Here is a 17,780-nt window from a genome sequence, read left to right as displayed (position 1 = left end):
GAAATGAGCCTAACCAAATCGACATTATTTGGTTAGGTGAATTAGTGAAGCGTTTAGGCAAGTGTCTCCGGTTACGACGTAAAGAAACATAAATCGACAATATTTATGTTTCTTTACTAGTGAAGCGCCTAGCCAAATCCCTGATAGGATTTGGCGTTAGTTACTTAGATTGCTTTGCAATCAAGTAACTTTGGCGATTTACATCTTCTCCGGTGCTTCTACTCCGAGCAAACGAAGAGCTTCTTTGAGGACGACTGCGGTTGCGTAGCTGAGGGCCAGACGACTGTCGCGCTCAGGGCTTTCATCTAGGATACGTGTATGTGCATAGTATTTGTTGAAGGCTTGAGCTAAACTAATCGCAAATTTCGCAATGATAGAAGGTTCAAAATTATCTGCTGCACGATTGATAATACGCGGGAAGTCTTGGAGGAGTTTAATAATCTCCCAGCTTTCCGCATCCTTCAGGCTGTAGTTGGTGGTTGCATCTGGATTGAAATCTGCTTTTCGCAAGATGGACTGGATTCGAGCGTAGGCGTATTGAACGTAAGGTCCAGTTTCTCCTTCAAAGGATACCATAGCTTCAAGGTCGAAGTCATATCCATTTGTACGGTCGGTCTTAAGATCATAGAACTTGATAGCCCCAACTCCAACAGCGTGGGCAACCTGATCTTTATTTTCTAACTCAGGATTTTTCGCTTCGATTTGGGCCTTAGCACGACTAACAGCTTCAGCGACGGTCGGCTCTAGAAGGATGACATTTCCTTTACGAGTTGAGAGTTTCTTTCCTTCTTTGGTAACCAAACCAAAAGGAACGTGGGTAATGTCTTGACTCCAGTCATAGTCCATTTCCTGTAAGACAGCCTTGAGTTGTTTAAAGTGGGCGGATTGCTCTTGTCCAACGACATAGATGGATTTGGCAAATTGGTATTCGTTTTTACGGTAAAGGGCAGCAGCCAAATCCCGAGTGATATAGAGGGTTGCACCGTCTGATTTCTTGATGAGGGCTGGATGCTCAATGCCGTATTTTTCAAGATTGACGACTTGAGCTCCTTCTGACTCGACCAAAAGTCCTTTTTCAGAGAGGAACTCAACCACAGCGTCCATCTTGTCATTGTAGAAGGCCTCACCGTTATAGCTGTCAAATTCGACTTGCAATTCATTGTAAAGGCGGTTGAATTCCACTAAACTTTCATCACGGAACCATTGCCAGAGAGCGAGAGCTTCCTCATCTCCATTTTCAAGTTTACGGAACCATTCGCGCGCTTCTTCATCTAAGCTAGGGTTATTTTCAGCTTCAGCATTGATGCGGACATAGAGTTTAAGGAGTTCATCGATTGGATGCGCTTTAACGGCTTCCTCATTTCCCCATTTCTTGTAGGCAACGATCAACATTCCAAACTGTTTACCCCAGTCTCCCAAATGGTTGACCTTGACCGTTTGATAGCCGATCTTTTGGAAAATATGTGACAAGCTATCTCCGATAACCGTTGAACGCAAGTGCCCAATAGAGAATGGTTTAGCGATATTGGGGCTAGACATGTCGATCACAACATTTGCTTGTTTACCAATATTTTGGTCAGCATAGTGTTCTTTTTCAGTGATAACAGCTTGTAATACTTGAGCAGAAATGGCAGATTTATCAAGGAAAAAGTTGACGTAAGGTCCTGTAGCAACAACCTTTTCAAAGGCTTGACTATTGATTTTTTCAGCAATATCTGCTGCGATCATTTGCGGAGCTTTACGCTCAACCTTTGCAAGAGAAAAGGCGGGGAAGGCGATGTCTCCCATTTCTGAGTTTTTAGGTGTTTCCAGTAAATTTAAAATAGCCTCTTGGTCCAGGCTATCAATGACGCTAGCCAACTCGCTAGCAATCAATTCTTTTGTATTCATTAAGAGCTCCTTTTTGAACTTTTCTACTATTTTATCACAATTTACTACATTTTTTGAGAAAGAAGAGAATTTTTTTGAATTATCTATTTTTTTTGGTATAATATAGTTATAAAATAAATGTAAAGCTTGTTATAAATATTCACATAAGAGGATAATATGAGAAAAAGAGAACGGCATCAGTTGATTAAAAAGATGATCACTGAAGAAAAACTTGGTACACAAAAGGATATTCAAGATCGTCTAGAGGCTCGTAATGTCTTTGTGACACAAACGACTTTGTCGCGTGATTTGCGTGAAATCGGCTTGACCAAGGTCAAGAAAAATGATATGGTGTATTATGTACTAGCAAATGAGACAGATAAGATTGATTTAGTTGAGTTTTTGTCTCATCATTTAGAAGGAGTTGCAAGAGCTGAGTTCACCTTGGTACTTCATACCAAACTTGGGGAAGCTGCAGTCTTAGCAAACATTGTAGATGCAAACAAGGATGAATGGATTTTAGGAACGGTTGCTGGTGCTAATACCTTATTGGTTATTTGTCGAGACCAGCACGTTGCCAAGCTGATGGAAGATCGTTTGCTAGATTTGATGAAAGATAGATAAGGTCTTGGGAGTTGCTCTCAAGACTTATTTTTAGCAAGGAGAGACGGAAAATGGCAACAGAAAAACTATCACCCGGCATGCAACAGTATGTGGATATTAAGAAACAATACCCAGATGCTTTTTTGCTTTTTCGAATGGGTGATTTTTACGAGTTGTTCTATGAAGATGCAATTAATGCGGCGCAAATTTTAGAAATTTCCTTAACGAGTCGGAATAAAAATGCGGAAAATCCGATACCCATGGCAGGCGTTCCCTATCATTCTGCCCAACAGTATATCGATGTTCTGATTGAACAGGGCTATAAAGTTGCCATTGCAGAACAGATGGAAGATCCCAAACAAGCGGTTGGTGTTGTCAAGCGCGAGGTTGTTCAGGTTATTACACCCGGGACAGTAGTCGATAGCAGTAAGCCGGACAGTCAGAATAATTTCTTGGTTGCCTTAGATCGTGATGGCAATCAATTTGGTCTGGCTTATATGGATCTGGTGACAGGTGATTTCTATGTGACGGGGCTATTGGATTTCACGTTGGTTTGTGGGGAAATTCGCAATCTCAAGGCTCGAGAAGTGGTGCTGGGTTATGACTTGTCTGAGGAAGAAAAACAAATCCTCAGCCGTCAGATGAATCTGGTACTTTCCTATGAGAAAGAAGGCTTTGAGGATATTCATTTACTGGATCCACGACTGGCAGCTGTGGAGCAAGCAGCAGCTAGTAAGCTCCTCCAGTATGTTCACCGGACTCAGATGCGGGAATTGAACCACCTCAAACCAGTTATCCGCTATGAAATCAAAGATTTCTTACAGATGGACTATGCGACCAAGGCTAGTCTGGATTTGGTTGAGAATGCTCGTTCAGGTAAGAAGCAGGGGAGTCTTTTCTGGCTTTTGGATGAAACCAAGACGGCTATGGGCATGCGGCTCTTGCGTTCTTGGATTCATCGTCCTTTGATTGATAAGGAGCGAATCGTCCAGCGTCAAGAGGTGGTGCAGGTCTTTCTTGACCACTTCTTTGAGCGCAGCGATTTGACAGACAGTCTCAAGGGTGTTTATGACATCGAACGCTTGGCTAGTCGGGTTTCTTTTGGCAAGACCAATCCCAAGGATCTCTTGCAATTGGCGACCACCTTATCCAGTGTACCACGGATTCGTGCGATTTTAGAAGGCATGGAGCAACCTGCCCTAGCCTATCTTATCGAACAGTTAGATGCCATCCCTGAGTTGGAGAGCTTGATTAGTGCTGCCATTGCTCCTGAAGCTCCTCACGTGATTACGGAAGGTGGCATTATCCGTACGGGATTTGATGAGACCTTAGACAAGTACCGTCGTGTGCTCAGAGAAGGGACTAGCTGGATTGCTGAGATTGAAGCTAAGGAGAGAGAAAACTCTGGCATCAGTACGCTCAAGATTGACTACAATAAAAAGGACGGTTACTATTTCCATGTGACCAATTCGCAGCTGGGAAATGTTCCAGCCCACTTTTTCCGCAAGGCAACGCTGAAAAACTCAGAACGCTTTGGTACCGAAGAATTAGCCCGTATCGAGGGAGATATGCTGGAGGCGCGTGAAAAGTCAGCCAACCTAGAATATGAAATCTTTATGCGCATCCGTGAGGAAGTCAGCAAGTACATCCAGCGTTTGCAGGCTCTAGCCCAAGGAATTGCAACGGTTGATGTCTTGCAAAGTCTGGCAGTTGTGGCTGAAACCCAGCATTTGATTCGACCGGAGTTTGGAGACAATTCACAAATCGATATCCAAAAGGGACGCCATGCTGTCGTTGAAAAGGTTATGGGGGCTCAGACCTATATTCCTAATACCATTCAGATGGCAGAAGATACCAGTATTCAACTGATTACAGGACCAAACATGAGTGGGAAGTCTACCTACATGCGCCAGTTAGCCATGACGGCGGTTATGGCCCAGCTGGGTTCTTATGTTCCGGCAGAAAGCGCCCATTTGCCAATCTTCGATGCTATCTTTACCCGTATCGGAGCAGCAGATGACTTGGTTTCAGGTCAATCAACCTTTATGGTAGAGATGATGGAGGCCAATAATGCCATTTCGCATGCGACCAAGGACTCACTCATTCTCTTTGATGAGTTAGGTCGAGGAACTGCGACTTATGATGGGATGGCTCTTGCCCAGTCCATCATCGAATACATTCATGAACATATCGGAGCCAAGACCCTCTTTGCGACCCACTACCATGAGTTGACTAGTCTGGAGTCCAGTTTGGAACACTTGATCAATGTCCACGTGGCAACCTTGGAGCAGGATGGGCAGGTCACCTTCCTTCACAAGATCGAACCAGGAGCAGCTGACAAATCCTATGGTATCCACGTTGCTAAGATTGCTGGCTTACCAGCAGAACTGTTAGCAAGGGCGGATAAGATATTGATTCAACTGGAGAATCAAGGGACGGAAAGCCCTGCTCCCATGAGAGAAACAAGTGCTGTCACAGAGCAGATGTCACTCTTTGATGCGCCTGCAGAGCATCCTATTCTAGCAGAATTAGCTAAATTGGATATTTACAACATAACACCTATGCAGGCTATGAATGTCTTGGTTGAGCTCAAACAAAAATTATAAAAAGGGTCCCACTCATGCATTTGTGAGTGGGATTTTTCTCTATTACTTTTTATGAGCCAAGAGTTGATTGATGTGGTCTACTTTTTTTGCTTCTCTTTTATAGAGAATAACCCAGATGATGAGGTAGACGATTGCAAACTCTGGAATGAGCTGGAGATAGAAGGTCCAGTGGAAGGGGAACCAACCAGCCAGAGTTGCTAGTGGAACAAAGCCAGCCAGCATGAGGAAGAAATGGGAAAGTGTGGCACGGAGCAGGCTCCAGTCACGGCTGAATAAACGACCACCAAAGCTAAAGAGAACGCCAATAGCTGACCAGATGATCGTGCAGTAGAGCAAGACCAGGGCACCGTGAACTTGATGTTGAACCATCGCTTGGCCGATCAGAGACTCGGGACTCAGTGGCGCATAGGTATTTGGTGCATAAATGAGTGAAAAGAGGATAGAGAGGATGAGGCCGATAAGTACACCAGCGGCTGCATCGTGAAAGATTTGTTTTTTCATAGTTCTAATTTCTCCTTGATGGTTTTTAGGTAACGGCGTGAAGAGTAGGTGAAGCTTTCGTTTTTTAAGAAAATTTCAACCAGACCGTTGGGCGTGAGCTTGAGATGAGAGATCGAGTCGATATTGACGATTTCAGATTGGGAAATTTGGATAAAAGTGGTCGGCAGAATTTCAAGAACCTGATAGAGTCGCAAATAAATGCTGTAGGTCTGAGATGCAGTTTCTGCTAGAACCTTTCGATTCTCTATATAGAAGCGCTGAATCTTGCCAATTTCAACTAGATAGACCTGATCTTCAATCTTTCCTTTGATTGTTTCTTTTTGGTCAAGATTTTCAGCGAACTCGATGACTTTCAGGACTTTCTCGGTTGATTTAGGTGCTTGAACAATCAGCTTTTCTTCCTTGTAGGTCTCCTTAATCTGTAGTTCTACTTTCATAAATTTCTCTCCTTTTCAGTTATACAAGGTTAATCTCACTTCCTGTACACCTTTATTAATACTCTTCAAAAATCAAATTCAAACCACGTCAGCGTCGTCTTGCCGTACTAAAGTACTGTCTGCGCCTAGCTTTCTAGTTTGCTCTTTGATTTTTATTGAGTATACCACTATTTTACGACCCATGGCAAGAGCTTTTGTCTATGTGGAGAGATTTGGAGTCTATGTGGTATTTGCTTTTTCTGGTAACATCTGAAATATGGTATAATAGCACTAATCAATTTCTAGGAAAATAGATACAGAAAGGGGCTGAAAGATGTCTCATATTATTGAATTACCAGAAGTGTTGGCAAACCAGATTGCGGCAGGGGAGGTTATCGAACGTCCTGCCAGTGTGGTCAAAGAGTTGGTAGAAAATGCCATTGACGCGGGCTCTAGTCAGATTATCATTGAGATTGAGGAAGCCGGTCTCAAGAAAATTCAAATCACCGATAATGGTCATGGAATTGCCCACGATGAGGTGGAATTGGCCTTGCGTCGTCATGCGACCAGTAAGATAAAAAATCAAGCAGACCTCTTTCGGATTCGGACGCTTGGTTTTCGTGGTGAAGCCCTGCCCTCTATCGCTTCTGTTAGTGTGCTGACTCTGTTGACAGCGGTGGATGGTGCGAGTCATGGGACTAAGCTCGTTGCGCGTGGAGGTGAAGTTGAGGAAGTCATCCCAGCGACTAGTCCTGTAGGAACCAAGGTTTGTGTGGAGGACCTCTTTTTCAATACCCCTGCCCGCCTCAAGTATATGAAGAGCCAGCAAGCGGAGTTGTCTCACATCATTGATATTGTCAACCGTCTGGGCTTGGCCCATCCTGAGATTTCCTTTAGTTTAATCAGTGATGGCAAGGAAATGACGCGGACAGCAGGGACTGGTCAACTACGCCAAGCCATCGCAGGGATTTACGGTTTGGCGAGTGCCAAGAAGATGATTGAAATTGAGAATTCTGACCTAGATTTCGAAATTACAGGTTTTGTGTCCTTGCCTGAGTTAACCCGAGCAAACCGCAACTATATCAGCCTCTTCATCAATGGCCGTTATATCAAGAACTTCTTGCTCAACCGTGCTATTCTTGATGGTTATGGTAGCAAGCTCATGGTGGGGCGTTTTCCACTGGCTGTCATTCACATCCATATCGATCCTTATCTGGCTGATGTCAATGTCCATCCAACCAAGCAAGAGGTGCGAATTTCTAAGGAAAGAGAGCTAATGGCGCTGGTTTCAGAAGCTATTGCAAATAGTCTCAAGGAACAAGCCTTGATCCCTGATGCCTTGGAAAATCTTGCCAAGTCGACCGTGCGCAATCGTCAAAAGGTAGAGCAGACCATTCTCCCACTCAAAGAAAATACGCTTTACTATGAAAAAACAGAACTCTCAAAACCTAGTCAAGCTGAGGTGGCTGATCATCAGGTAGAATTGACTGATGAAGGACAGGACTTGACCCTGTTTGCCAAGGAAACCTTAGACCAGCTGACCAAGCCAGCAAAACTGCATTTTGCAGAGAGAAAGCCAGCTAACTATGATCAATTAGATCATCCAGAGTTAGACCTAGCTAGTCTCGATAAGGCTTATGACAAGCTGGAACGAGAAGAAGCATCCAGCTTCCCAGAGTTGGAGTTTTTCGGACAAATGCACGGAACCTATCTTTTTGCCCAAGGGCGAGATGGACTCTACATCATCGACCAGCACGCGGCCCAGGAGCGGGTCAAGTATGAGGAATATCGTGAAAGCATTGGCAATGTTGATCAGAGCCAGCAACAACTCCTAGTACCTTACATCTTTGAATTTCCTGCAGATGATGCCCTTCGTCTCAGGGAAAGAATGCCTCTCTTAGAGGAAGTGGGCGTCTTTCTAGCAGAGTACGGAGAAAATCAATTTATCCTACGTGAACATCCTATTTGGATGGCAGAGGAAGAAATCGAGTCTGGTATCTATGAAATGTGTGATATGCTCCTTTTGACTAAGGAAGTTTCGATCAAGAAATACCGAGCAGAGCTGGCTATCATGATGTCCTGCAAGCGGTCTATCAAGGCCAACCATCGTATCGATGACCACTCAGCCAGACAGCTCCTTTATCAGCTCTCTCAATGTGACAATCCCTATAACTGTCCCCATGGACGTCCTGTTTTGGTGCATTTCACCAAGTCGGATATGGAAAAGATGTTCCGTCGCATTCAGGAAAATCACACCAGCCTCAGGGAACTAGGCAAGTACGAATAGAAAAGGAATCCTATGTACGAATATTTAAAAGGAATCATTACTAAAATCACTGCCAAATACATCGTCCTAGAGGCGAATGGTATCGGTTATATCTTGCATGTAGCCAATCCCTATGCTTACTCAGGTCAGGCCAATCAAGAAACTCAAATTTATGTGCACCAAGTTGTCCGTGAGGACGCACATCTGCTCTATGGTTTTCGCTCAGAAGATGAGAAGAAACTCTTTCTTAGTCTGATCTCGGTCTCAGGGATTGGTCCTGTATCAGCTCTTGCTATTATCGCTGCCGATGATAATGCTGGTCTGGTTCAAGCGATTGAGACCAAGAACATCACTTACTTGACCAAGTTTCCAAAGATTGGCAAGAAAACAGCCCAGCAGATGGTGCTAGACTTGGAAGGCAAGGTAGTCGTGGCTAGTGATGATCTTCCTGCCAAGGTGGCAGTGCAAACCAGCGCTGAAAACCAAGAACTGGAAGAAGCTATGGAAGCTATGTTGGCATTGGGCTACAAGGCAACTGAGCTCAAGAAAATCAAGAAATTCTTTGAAGGAACGACGGATACAGCAGAGAACTATATCAAGTCAGCTCTCAAGATGCTGGTGAAATAGGAGAATATACTATGAAAACCCGCTGTGGCTGGGTCAAGATGACCAATCCCCTTTATATTGCCTACCATGACGAAGAGTGGGGGCAACCTCTTCATGACGATCAAAAGTTATTTGAACTTCTTTGTATGGAAACCTATCAGGCTGGGCTTTCTTGGGAAACGGTACTAAACAAACGCCAAGCCTTCCGAGAAGCATTTCATGGCTATCAAATTCAGGCGGTCGCGGAAATGACAGATGGGGAGTTGGAAGCTTTGTTAGATAATCCAGCCATCATCCGAAATCGTGCTAAGCTCTTTGCGACACGTGCCAACGCCCAAGAATTTTTAAGACTACAGATAGAATATGGTTCTTTTGATGCCTATCTTTGGTCTTTTGTTGAGGGGAAAACTATTGTTAATGATGTTCCCGATTACCGCCAAGCTCCAGCTAAAACGCCTTTGTCTGAAAAAGTAGCCAAAGATCTAAAAAAACGAGGCTTCAAGTTCACAGGCCCAGTTGCTGTCTTATCTTTTCTTCAGGCTTCAGGCCTGGTTGATGACCACGAGAATGATTGTGAGTGGAAGGGGGAGATAGATAATGTCTAATAAACATAAGGGAATCCTTATTTTTACAATCCTCTACACGGCTCTCTTTGTTTTTGACGGTGTTAAATGGTTAGCCTCCTTGATGTCATCTTCAATTGCGAATTATCTAGTTTATGTAGTATTAGCTCTGTATGGTTCTTTTTATTTAAGGATAGATTAATCCAACAATGGAATGAGATTAGAAAAACTAAGAGAAAATTCTTATTTGGCGTCTTAACAGGATGGCTATTTCTCATTCTGATGACTGTTTTCTTTGGCTTTATCTCGGGAATATTGAGACAGTTTTTGGGGCTAGACGGACAAGGTCTAAACCAGTCGAATATTCAAAGTACCTTTCAAGAGCAACCATTACTGATAGCTGTTTTTGCTTGTGTCATCGGACCTTTTATGGAAGAACTCTTTTTCCGTCAGCTCTTGTTACATCACTTGCAGAAAAGTCTGTCAAGTTGGTTAAGCATTCTTCTGGTAGGACTTGTTTTTGCTCTGACTCATATGCACAGTTTGGCTTTATCAGAGTGGGTCAGTGCAGTCGGTTATCTAGGTGGAGGCATCGCCTTGTCTATTATTTATGTGAAAGGAAAAGAAAATATTTACTATCCTCTAGTTGTTCATATGTTAGGGAATAGCCTTTCTTTCATCATTTTAGTTATCAGTAGTATGTGACATTTTAGTAGTTATACAAGAGAAAAAGCTGAGAAATTCATCTCAGCTTTCTTTGTTATAGTCAAAGCGAATGACTTGCTCCTGTGCATCTACATAGGCGTGAACGCCAAAGGGAACAATGGCTCTTGGAGTTGCGTGGCCGACATTCAGATTATAGACAATCGGGATATTGCTGTCAATGATATCTAATAGTGCCTCTTTATAATCGTCATAGAAGGTTTCATCCATTGGCTTTCCGACCAAGAGTCCACTGATGACCTCAAATACCCCAGTTTCTTTCAAAGTCTGCAATATCTTTTTGAAGTCTTCCAGATCAGGCTTTTCTTCGCTTGTTTCTAACAAGAGAATCTTTCCTTCCCAGTCTGACAAGTCAGGGAAAAGTTTGTATTTTTGGCAGAGCTCCGTGCTGTCTGCGTATCGAGAATTGTCAAAGATATCATAGAGAGACCCAAGGCAACCACCGAGAATTTCTCCCTCAAACTGAGCATTTCCTTGTAACAAGTCAAAACCGGTATTTGCATGACTGACACGAGGTGTTCCTACAGCCTTGGGACTGAAGTCAGTTCGTTCCACATACCAAACGTCACTAGGGCGAATTTCTGAGATTTTTCCTGTCTCGATCAATTCTTTAAAGTAGTGGAGACTATAGGGCAACATCTCCTTGTCCAATTCACAAATGTCTGCTAGAAAGGATTGCCCATAAAAAGTCTTGATCCCTAGTTTGTGCAACATAAGGTGGTTCATAGTGGTATCCGAGAAGCCAAGAAAAATCTTTTGTTTGATAATTTTTTCTAGTTGGTCATTTTCAAAAAGGTAGGGCAACAAGCGATAGGTATCATCCCCACCGATGGCGCATAGGATCATGTCGATGCTATCGTCCGAAAAGGCCTGCATCAAATCTTCTGCACGTGCCTCAGGATGGTCCTTGATAAAGTCTAAGCCCTTTAGTGAATGGGGCAAAAAGATCGGATTGAGTCCCAAATCCTTGAGACGTTGGAGACCCAAGTCGACTTCGTGTTTGACAAAGTCCTCTCCGATAACACCGCTAGACAAACTAACAATACCAATAGTAGAAACCATAACTCATCCTCCTAGAAATGGATTGAGCCTATTTTATCACAAAAGATGAGAGAAAACTATAGGAATTAGACTCAGAAGTGCTATTGAATCTCAAGAAAGCAAGTGAAAAAGCAACCGCCTATGCAGTTGCTTTTCGTTTTTCTAATCTCGCTGGATATGAGTTACTTGGTCAACTCTTGATTATAGGAGAGGGCTAAATCAATCCAGTAAGGCAGTTCTTTTTGACCTTCTATATCTAGGTCTATGTAGCCATGATAAAGGTGTTCTCTCATCAATGTAGTATGAGCTCCTGTTCGGGGGAGAACTTGCTTTTCCATTTCTTTGCCAATTCTCACCATAACCAGCTCGTCCTTTCTGGAACTGACTGTAAGGACCATTTTCCTACGAATCATAAAGGCCAGGCCACCAAATAGTTTCTTTTCTTCTAACTCTTCTTCGAAAATTTGGGGAGGAAGTTTGAGTGCTAGAATTTTTCGAATCTGCTGAGCTAAAGATTGACTATATGCCATAGCTGTTCACTTTTCTTAATAACGTGATGGGCCCGCGCTTGCGCTTCGAATATTGAAGCGTTTCTTGAGATAGAAGCGAAGGGCGAGAAGGGCAGCTCCTAGGATAGCCAAAGGCAATGGAGCAAGGACTGGATTGAGGCTGGCTGGTAGGAAGCTTGTTGCAAAGAAGACAACCAGCCAAAGGACCATAGAGGCTAGGATAACGAGGATTGATTTCCAGAAAGGAGGACGTTGACTACGGTCTGTGTCTGGTCCATAATACTGGTAGACAAAGTAGTACATCAAGTAGAAGGCAAGTCCTCCTACAAGTCCAACCAACAAGAGGGTAATCACCCCATAGCCAATAGCCTGATCTGTAGAGAAGAAGGTAGTCAGAGCGCTAACCAATGCAAAGAGGCTGGTGATAAAAAGAGCTGAGTCCATAATCATGAGTTTTGGATCCTCATTTTCTTTTGGATGCTCTTTTTCATATTGCTCCTTGACAGTGAAGCTATGAGCCCAGTGGGTTGGTGCGCCATAGAGGGAACGAGCTGTCGTTCCTTTGGCTTGCTCTTCAAGGATTTGGGGAATGATTTCCTCAAAAATAGCCTTGATTTCAGCGTCTGTTTTCCCATCTTTGATGAATTGTTGGGTAGCGATGTGGATAAATTCTTGGTTTTTCTTGGTTAATTTTTGTAGATCAATCTGAGACATAGGGATTCCTCTTAGAACCATTTTTTATGGATGAGATAGAGAGTGAGCGAGACACTCATAGCAAAGGCGATAAAGACGATTAACCAGAAGGCATGTGGTTCGCCGTTTAGGGGGATTTCATTATCCTTAAAGTTCATCCCGTAGGCAGAAAAGACCATGGTTGGGATAGACATGACAATGGTCACAAGGGCCAAGGTTTTCATGATGTTGTTCTGGTTGTTGGAAATGATAGAGGCAAAGGTCTCTGTCATAGAGTGAAGGACGTTTCCATAGATATCTGCCATCTCGATGGCCTGTTGGGTTTCAATCAAGGTATCTTCGAGCAGGTCTTCGTCCTCAAGGTATTTCTTGATATTGCTAGTTGCGCTAGTCAATTTCTTAATCACGCGCTCATTTGTTTTGAGGGATGCTTTGAAATAGACGATGGTTTTTTCCAATTCCATGAGCTCAATCAATTCTTCATTACGAGTTGACTGATGCAGTTGGCTTTCGATTTGTTCACTCTTACGGTCAATCGAACGAAGGGCTGTTAGGTAAAGCTCTGCATTGCGATAGAGAATCTGAAAGATAAAACGGGAACGCATGAACGTATAAAAATTACGTAATCGACGGTTGATAAAGACATCAAGGACTGGTAGAGGTTCCAAACACGTAGTGATAATGGTTTCCTCGGTGATGATAATACCAAGTGGGATGGTTACGTAGTAGGTGCGGTTATTTCTTTCCTCTGTGACCGGCACGTCCACGATGATCAAAGTATACTCATCTTCGATGGTAATACGGGACATTTCTTCCGCATCGAGTGGTGCTCGTAGGTCTGCGATGTCAATGTCAAAGGTATTAGCGATTTCCAGTGATTCGTTTTGTGTAGGATTGACGAGATTGATCCAAGTGCCCGGTTCGAGTGTATCAATCTCTTTAAATTCCGTTGTTGTTGAGAGAAAGACTTGTTTCATATCCCTATCCTTTCATTAGTATTTGGATTTTTTCACACCGTACTATTATACTACAAAATCAGTTTTTTTGGTAATAGAATTTCACATTTTTTGGTATAATGGAAAGCAATAATGGACTAGAAAGAACAAAGATGCAAGATAAAATTGTGATTCATGGGGCGCGTGCCCATAACTTAAAAAATATTGATGTGGAGATTCCAAGAGACAAGCTGGTTGTCGTGACTGGTTTGTCAGGGTCTGGGAAATCCAGTCTGGCTTTTGATACCCTCTATGCTGAGGGCCAACGTCGCTATGTAGAGAGTTTATCAGCCTATGCTCGTCAGTTTTTAGGCAACATGGAGAAGCCAGATGTAGATGCTATTGATGGTCTCAGTCCAGCTATTTCCATCGACCAGAAAACCACCAGCAAAAACCCTCGTTCGACCGTGGGAACCACGACTGAAATCAATGATTATCTGCGTCTCCTCTACGCACGTGTGGGGACGCCTTACTGTATCAACGGGCACGGGGCTATCAAGGCTTCTTCTGTAGAGCAAATCGTGGATAAGGTCTTGGAATTGCCAGAACGCCAGCGCCTGCAAATTTTAGCTCCTGTCATTCGTAAGAAAAAAGGCCAACATAAGAGTGTCATTGAAAAGGTTCAGAAAGACGGTTATGTCCGCGTCCGAGTGGATGGGGAGGTCTATGATGTGACCGAAGTGCCAGAGTTGTCCAAGAGCAAGCAACACAATATTGATGTCGTGGTTGACCGTATTGTCATCAAGGAGGGCATTCGTAGCCGTCTCTTTGATTCTATTGAGGCTGCTCTTCGTATCGCAGAAGGTTATGTGATTATCGACACTATGGACGATTCTGAGCTGCTCTTCTCTGAGCATTATGCCTGTCCAGTTTGTGGCTTTACTGTTCCAGAGTTAGAACCGCGTCTCTTCTCCTTCAATGCTCCTTTTGGTTCTTGTAGCGAGTGTGATGGTTTGGGCATCAAGCTGGAGGTAGATGTTGACTTGGTGGTTCCTGATACCAGCAAAACTTTGCGTGAGGGTGCCCTAGCACCTTGGAATCCTATCTCATCCAACTACTATCCAAATATGCTAGAGCAGGCCATGACAGCCTTTGGAGTGGATATGGATACGCCTTTTGAGGACTTGTCAGAAGAAGACAAGAACTTGATTCTCTACGGGTCTGATGGCAAGGAATTCCATTTCCACTATGAAAATGAATTTGGTGGTGTGCGTGATATCGACATTCCTTTTGAAGGAGTTGTCAATAATATCAAGCGTCGTTACCATGAGACTAACAGTGATTACACGCGCACCCAGATGCGCCTCTACATGAATGAGCTGACCTGTGGAACCTGTCACGGTTACCGTCTCAATGATCAGGCCTTGTCTGTCCGTGTAGGTGGCGAGCAAGGACCGCATATCGGTGAAATCTCAGACCTGTCTATCGCAGACCACTTGGAGTTGGTGAGTCAGTTGACCTTGTCTGAAAATGAAGCCATCATTGCCCGTCCTATTCTCAAGGAAATCAAGGATCGCTTGACCTTCCTCAATAATGTGGGACTCAACTATCTGACGCTGTCACGTTCGGCAGGAACCCTTTCAGGTGGAGAGAGTCAGCGTATTCGCTTGGCAACTCAGATTGGGTCTAACCTATCAGGTGTCCTCTATATCCTGGATGAGCCGTCGATTGGCCTTCACCAAAGGGATAATGACCGCCTGATTGCTAGTCTGAAAAAGATGCGTGACTTGGGCAATACTCTCATCGTGGTAGAACATGACGAAGATACCATGCGCGAGGCGGATTATCTGATTGACGTTGGTCCGGGTGCTGGTGTTTTTGGTGGAGAGATTGTCGCTGCAGGAACGCCCAAGCAGGTGGCTCGCAACAGCAAGTCTATCACAGGTCAATATTTGTCAGGGAAACGTGCCATTCCAGTGCCAGCAGAGCGTCGTTCCGGAAATGGTCGCTTTATCGAAGTGACAGGAGCGCGTGAGAACAACTTGCAAAATATTACCGCTCGTTTCCCACTAGGAAAATTCATCGCAGTGACAGGGGTGTCAGGTTCAGGGAAATCGACCTTAATCAACAGTATCCTCAAAAAAGCCATTGCCCAGAAGCTCAACCGCAATTCAGACAAGCCTGGTAAGTTTAAGACGATTACAGGGATTGAGCATGTAGACCGCTTGATTGATATTGACCAGAGCCCGATCGGACGGACGCCGAGGTCCAACCCGGCTACCTATACGGGAGTTTTTGACGATATACGTGACCTCTTTGCTCAGACAAACGAAGCTAAGATTCGAGGCTATAAGAAGGGCCGCTTCAGTTTCAACGTTAAGGGAGGCCGTTGTGAAGCCTGCTCAGGTGACGGGATTATCAAGATCGAGATGCACTTCTTGCCAGATGTTTACGTGGCTTGTGAAGTCTGCCACGGGACTCGCTATAACAGTGAAACCCTAGAAGTCCACTATAAGGAAAAGAATATCTCGCAGGTTTTGGACATGACCGTCAACGATGCGGTGGAATTCTTCCAACATATTCCAAAAATTCAACGCAAACTTCAGACCATCAAGGATGTGGGGCTGGGCTATGTAACGCTAGGGCAACCAGCTACCACCCTTTCTGGGGGAGAAGCCCAGCGTATGAAGTTGGCTAGTGAACTCCACAAACGCTCGACAGGAAAATCTTTCTACATTCTGGATGAGCCGACGACAGGGCTTCATACCGAGGATATCGCTCGCTTGCTTAAAGTCTTGGCTCGCTTTGTCGACGATGGCAATACCGTCCTTGTTATCGAGCACAATCTGGATGTCATCAAGACAGCAGACCATATTGTTGATTTGGGACCTGAGGGCGGTGTCGGTGGTGGAACCATCATCGCAACAGGAACCCCAGAAGAAGTAGCGGCCAATGAAGCCAGCTACACAGGACACTATTTGAAAGGAAAGTTACATCATGAATAAACGTGTGCAAGCATTTCTAGCTAAAATGCAAGAAAAAGAACTAGATGGCATCATCATAAACAACCTTAAAAACGTCTATTACCTGACTGGTTTTTGGGGTTCAAATGGGACAGTCTTTATCAGCCGTGACCGTCAGATTTTGGTGACAGACTCTCGCTATATCATTGCAGCTAAGCAAGAAGTGACAGGTTTTGAGATTGTGGCTGATCGCGATGAATTGGCTGTTATTGCAGGCATTGTTAAGGATATGGGCTTGTCTCGAATCGGTTTTGAGGACGAGATTTCGGTCTCTTATTATCACCGTATGCAGGCAGCCTTTGCAGGGATCGACTTGCTTCCACAGACTCAGTTTGTTGAAGCACTTCGTATGATTAAAGATGAGAAAGAGATTGCGACTATTCGTAAGGCATGTTCTATCTCAGACCAAGCTTTTCGTGATGCGCTTGACTTTATCAAACCAGGAAAAACTGAGATCGAAATTGCCAACTTCCTTGATTTCCGCATGCGGGAGTTAGGAGCGGCAGGCTTGTCTTTTGATACCATTTTAGCAAGTGGCATCAACTCTTCTAAGCCCCACGCTCATCCAATGCACAAACCAGTAGAGTTTGGCGAAGCCATTACCATGGACTTCGGCTGTCTCTACGACCACTATGTCAGTGACATGACACGTACCATTTATCTAGGTCATGTCAGTGACGAGCAGGCAGAGATCTACAATACAGTTCTGAAAGCCAACCAAGCTCTGATTGATCAAGCTAAGGCAGGATTAGGTTTCCGCGACTTTGACAAAATTCCTCGTGATATTATTATCGAGGCAGGCTATGGCGACTACTTTACTCACGGTATTGGACACGGTATCGGACTGGATATTCACGAAGAACCTTACTTTAGCCAAACTTCGAAAGAAGTCATTAAATCTGGTATGGTCTTGACTGATGAACCAGGCATTTATATTGAAGGAAAATACGGCGTTCGTATTGAAGATGATATCTTAATTACAGATAACGGTTGCGAATTGTTGACTCTAGCGCCGAAGGAATTAATTGTTATTTAAGAAAATTATGATAAATCATTGACTTTTATATTTTAAAGGTTTATACTGAAAGACGAAAACGGTAGGTGAGGCTACCATAGGGATACGGATGACTACCGCAAAGCAGTGGAGACACTACTCGTTGGTCAACAGTCCTGGTCGCGAAGGCCAAGACTAAGCTCATTACATCGCCCTATGGAGTTAAAGCTTGAACGAAAAAACAGATAATTAGTTTTTTAATCCTGCCATTTTATGGTGGGATTTTCTACTGTTTTAGAACAAGGAAAGGAGACAAACGATGCAAATTGACGATCATCCAGAACCGCACATACACAGCCAATCGCTGATTTGTGTCGTTCTGCCCTTATAAAGTGATTGGTCTCTGTGTATGAAACACATCATTCATACAGA

14 protein-coding genes, 1 pseudogene and 1 riboswitch are annotated in these 17,780 nt (G+C 43.9%); of the genes and pseudogenes, 8 read left to right on the top strand and 7 right to left on the bottom strand.

Annotated features, from left to right (window positions below):
- Positions 1 to 198: 198 nt before the first annotated feature.
- On the bottom strand, positions 199 to 1,890 hold the full coding sequence (gene argS, locus SORDD15_RS07950) for an arginine--tRNA ligase (RefSeq protein ID WP_061416150.1): 1,692 nt from the start codon (positions 1,888 to 1,890) through the stop codon (positions 199 to 201).
- A 156-nt stretch (positions 1,891 to 2,046) separates the two neighbouring features.
- Between argS and argR the strand changes: the two genes are divergently transcribed.
- Together argR and mutS are read left to right on the top strand one after the other, a co-directional pair.
- Positions 2,047 to 2,493: an arginine repressor gene (gene argR, locus SORDD15_RS07945; RefSeq protein ID WP_061416148.1), complete on the top strand. Its 447-nt coding sequence runs from the start codon at positions 2,047 to 2,049 to the stop codon at positions 2,491 to 2,493.
- A 50-nt stretch (positions 2,494 to 2,543) separates the two neighbouring features.
- Positions 2,544 to 5,078, top strand: coding sequence for a DNA mismatch repair protein MutS (gene mutS, locus SORDD15_RS07940; protein WP_061416146.1), 2,535 nt, complete (start codon positions 2,544 to 2,546; stop codon positions 5,076 to 5,078).
- A gap of 42 nt (positions 5,079 to 5,120) precedes the next feature.
- Here mutS and SORDD15_RS07935 read toward each other — a convergent pair whose 3' ends face one another.
- The gene (locus SORDD15_RS07935) at positions 5,121 to 5,579 is read right to left on the bottom strand and encodes a DUF3021 domain-containing protein (RefSeq protein WP_061416144.1); all 459 of its coding nucleotides are present in this window, start codon (positions 5,577 to 5,579) and stop codon (positions 5,121 to 5,123) included.
- Positions 5,576 to 6,016 carry a LytTR family DNA-binding domain-containing protein gene (locus tag SORDD15_RS07930; RefSeq protein WP_061416142.1) on the bottom strand — a complete coding sequence of 147 codons (441 nt, stop codon included), beginning with the start codon at positions 6,014 to 6,016 and terminating at the stop codon, positions 5,576 to 5,578. The genes SORDD15_RS07935 and SORDD15_RS07930 overlap by 4 nt, the downstream gene beginning before the upstream one ends.
- Positions 6,017 to 6,329: 313 nt before the next feature.
- On the opposite strand from SORDD15_RS07930, the gene mutL reads away from it, so the two are divergent.
- From mutL to SORDD15_RS07910, 4 genes and pseudogenes are all read left to right on the top strand, one after another.
- On the top strand, positions 6,330 to 8,282 hold the full coding sequence (gene mutL, locus SORDD15_RS07925) for a DNA mismatch repair endonuclease MutL (protein ID WP_061416140.1): 1,953 nt from the start codon (positions 6,330 to 6,332) through the stop codon (positions 8,280 to 8,282).
- Between the two features lie 12 nt (positions 8,283 to 8,294).
- Positions 8,295 to 8,888, top strand: a complete 594-nt coding sequence (ruvA, locus tag SORDD15_RS07920; RefSeq protein ID WP_061416138.1) for a Holliday junction branch migration protein RuvA — start codon at positions 8,295 to 8,297, stop codon at positions 8,886 to 8,888.
- An 11-nt stretch (positions 8,889 to 8,899) separates the two neighbouring features.
- Positions 8,900 to 9,472 carry a DNA-3-methyladenine glycosylase I gene (locus SORDD15_RS07915; RefSeq protein WP_061416137.1) on the top strand — a complete coding sequence of 191 codons (573 nt, stop codon included), beginning with the start codon at positions 8,900 to 8,902 and terminating at the stop codon, positions 9,470 to 9,472.
- Positions 9,462 to 10,135: pseudogene (locus SORDD15_RS07910) on the top strand (CPBP family intramembrane glutamic endopeptidase). Before SORDD15_RS07915 ends, SORDD15_RS07910 begins: the two are co-directional and overlap by 11 nt.
- Positions 10,136 to 10,177: 42 nt before the next feature.
- On the opposite strand, the gene SORDD15_RS07905 reads toward SORDD15_RS07910, so the two are convergent.
- The 4 genes from SORDD15_RS07905 to SORDD15_RS07890 form a co-directional block, all read right to left on the bottom strand.
- The gene (locus SORDD15_RS07905; RefSeq protein ID WP_061416135.1) at positions 10,178 to 11,215 is read right to left on the bottom strand and encodes a S66 family peptidase; all 1,038 of its coding nucleotides are present in this window, start codon (positions 11,213 to 11,215) and stop codon (positions 10,178 to 10,180) included.
- Positions 11,216 to 11,376: 161 nt separating this feature from the next.
- A complete protein-coding gene (locus SORDD15_RS07900) occupies positions 11,377 to 11,724 on the bottom strand; it encodes a hypothetical protein (protein ID WP_061416133.1) in 348 nt (115 codons plus the stop codon).
- 15 nt (positions 11,725 to 11,739) lie between these two features.
- Positions 11,740 to 12,417, bottom strand: a complete 678-nt coding sequence (locus SORDD15_RS07895) for a DUF1129 domain-containing protein (protein ID WP_061416132.1) — start codon at positions 12,415 to 12,417, stop codon at positions 11,740 to 11,742.
- 11 nt (positions 12,418 to 12,428) lie between these two features.
- Entirely contained in the window at positions 12,429 to 13,373 is a 945-nt protein-coding gene (locus SORDD15_RS07890) for a magnesium transporter CorA family protein (protein ID WP_061416130.1), read from the bottom strand.
- A 131-nt stretch (positions 13,374 to 13,504) separates the two neighbouring features.
- On the opposite strand from SORDD15_RS07890, the gene uvrA reads away from it, so the two are divergent.
- The gene (gene uvrA / locus SORDD15_RS07885; protein ID WP_061416128.1) at positions 13,505 to 16,336 is read left to right on the top strand and encodes an excinuclease ABC subunit UvrA; all 2,832 of its coding nucleotides are present in this window, start codon (positions 13,505 to 13,507) and stop codon (positions 16,334 to 16,336) included.
- A complete protein-coding gene (locus SORDD15_RS07880) occupies positions 16,329 to 17,390 on the top strand; it encodes a M24 family metallopeptidase (protein ID WP_061416127.1) in 1,062 nt (353 codons plus the stop codon). Before uvrA ends, SORDD15_RS07880 begins: the two co-directional genes overlap by 8 nt.
- Before the next feature lie 55 nt (positions 17,391 to 17,445).
- A riboswitch (M-box (ykoK) riboswitch) is annotated at positions 17,446 to 17,597 on the top strand.
- Positions 17,598 to 17,780 lie beyond the last annotated feature (183 nt).

The organism is Streptococcus oralis (assembly GCF_001578935.1).
Classification (GTDB): domain Bacteria; phylum Bacillota; class Bacilli; order Lactobacillales; family Streptococcaceae; genus Streptococcus; species Streptococcus oralis_R.
Note: the sequence above shows the minus strand (reverse complement) of the source record. Positions and strands in the feature narration are given on the sequence as shown.